At 70.4% G+C, this 328-nt stretch carries 1 pseudogene; it reads left to right on the top strand.

The window, feature by feature from the left end:
- Window positions 1-107: 107 nt before the first annotated feature.
- Window positions 108-328 (top strand): annotated as a pseudogene (rlmJ, locus tag ABGA94_RS15105) (23S rRNA (adenine(2030)-N(6))-methyltransferase RlmJ); the annotation flags it as partial.

Raw genomic sequence — 328 nt, 5'->3', positions numbered from 1 at the left:
GCCCACCACGGCCTCATCCACGCCGAGCCATCGCCGCTGGGCGGGCTGCGCGTGGTCATTACCCTGCCGGAGCCTGCATGAGCCTGTCCACCGCCGCGTCCTCGAAGATCCTGATCGTGTCAGCGCTGATGTTCCTTGTCTCGGCGCTCGGTGCCGGCGCGGCCCACGCGTCCTGGCTGTTCATCGCCGCCCGCGTGCTGGGCGGTTTCGCGGTGGGCGCGTTGACCAACTACCCGGGCTCGCCGCTGCTGAGCGCACAGGCGATGCGCGCGCAGGACCGCATGGCGGTCTGTGAGCTGCAGGAAGCCGAAACGGCCACGCTGAAGGC

Source organism: Stenotrophomonas sp. 3diitr2024, assembly GCF_042136455.1.
Classification (GTDB): Bacteria; Pseudomonadota; Gammaproteobacteria; order Xanthomonadales; family Xanthomonadaceae; genus Stenotrophomonas; species Stenotrophomonas sepilia.
This window is presented reverse-complemented; position numbering and strand designations above follow the sequence as displayed.